This window comes from Rhizobium leguminosarum bv. viciae USDA 2370, assembly GCF_002008365.1.
Lineage (GTDB): Bacteria > Pseudomonadota > Alphaproteobacteria > Rhizobiales > Rhizobiaceae > Rhizobium > Rhizobium leguminosarum.
In genome coordinates this window covers 1-1,474 of sequence record NZ_MRDL01000030.1, presented here as the reverse complement: position 1 = coordinate 1,474, position 1,474 = coordinate 1, and the positions used below count along the sequence as shown (strand labels likewise).

The following is a 1,474-nucleotide window of genomic DNA, read 5'->3' as shown; positions in this document are numbered from 1 at the left end:
TTCTCCAATGAAAGAACGCAAGGGGCAGAACACCAGCATTTGGCGGCTTTTCCTTGGGTTCGGTTAAGTTTTGACCGGCATTCGTACCGATCGGCAAAGTCTCTCTTTCCGCCGGACAGATCGCTTTGCTGTCCTTCGGTTCTTGAACCAGTCTCCAATGCGTGACCTGATGCCTGGGGCTTCGGTCACAGAGTGGCGTTCGGCTCCCGGTTTCCCATTCTCCTAGAGGAGCGCAGCCCAGTCCTGCCGAGCTCGCTAAACGACCATCAGGACAACCGGGATATCGTCGACGCGCCTTCCATGGTGGCGGTGCCGCGCGGCTCGTAGGCGCGCTGGTCACGCAGGATCTGGAAGGCGATCGTCAGAAGCTTGCGCGCGATGGCAACCCGCGCCTTGTTTATTCCTTTGATCTTCAGATGCTCGTATTGGGCGCGCAGCTGTGGATCGCTGGCGATGGCAGGTGTTACCGCCTCGACGAAGGCCCAGCGCAGCCACTTGTTGCCCTGCTTGATGATCTTGCCGTGGAAGGTCTTGCCGCCGGAGGAATAGGTCGAGGGCACAAGCCCGGCATAGGCGGCAAGCTTCTTCGGTTGGCGGAACCGCGATATGTCGTCGATCTCCGCATCGATCAGCCGGGCGAAGAACTCGCCGATGCCGGGGATCGTCTTCAACAGCTTGACGTTGGCATTGGCCTTGGTCATCGCCCGGATCGTTGCTTCCGACTGTTTGATCCGCATGTCGATGTCGCCGATGAAGGCGAGACCACGATCAATCTGGATGCGGTCGATCTCAGAGACGTTCACTTGAGCCAGCTGGACGCGGCCGGCCTTGCCAAACAGGTCGCCAAGCTTCTTCAATTGCGCCGTCTGCTCCGGATAGCGGTCGAACACCGTGACGATGCGGTTCTTGGTCATCGTGCGCAGCCGCACGTAAAACATCCGTTCGCGTAGCGCGACGCGAAGGTCCCGCGATCTCTCGCTTGGCGCCCAGGCTTCGGGTACCAGATCGGCTCTGAGCAGATGTGCCAGCACCGTCGCGTCGATCTTGTCGGTCTTGATCTTGGCGTCGGCGATCGCCTTAACCTTCAGCGGATGGGCGAGAACGACATCATCACAAATGTCGTCGAGCCAGTCGTAGATCACCATCCAGTTGCGCGTCGCCTCGACAACCGCATGCGAGTTCTCCCGATAGCGTTCGAGAAACCCGCCGAGCGACTGTCGGTCGTTCTTCACCCGGCCGGATCTCAGCGTCTTGCCGCTGCTGTCCTGAACCACCAGGTGGCTGTAGGATTTGTGGTAGTCGACCCCGATATGGTATTCATAAGAGGCAGTCATGCTTCCAACTCCCTTATTGAGATCTTCGAAACCCCAATAAGATAAGCCGAAAGGCTGGAAGTGTGACTGTCCCTCGATCATCATCTGCATCTCAGTGATCCGTTCTCTCAACGGCCGCGGCCTCTTTCATGCCACCTCCT

General features: G+C 58.5%; 1 protein-coding gene. It reads right to left on the bottom strand.

What is annotated here, in order from left to right; translation table 11 throughout:
* Positions 1 to 266: 266 nt before the first annotated feature.
* A complete protein-coding gene (locus BS629_RS13290; RefSeq protein ID WP_026188612.1) occupies positions 267 to 1,334 on the bottom strand; it encodes an IS110 family RNA-guided transposase in 1,068 nt (355 codons plus the stop codon).
* Between the last annotated feature and the right edge of the window lie 140 nt (positions 1,335 to 1,474).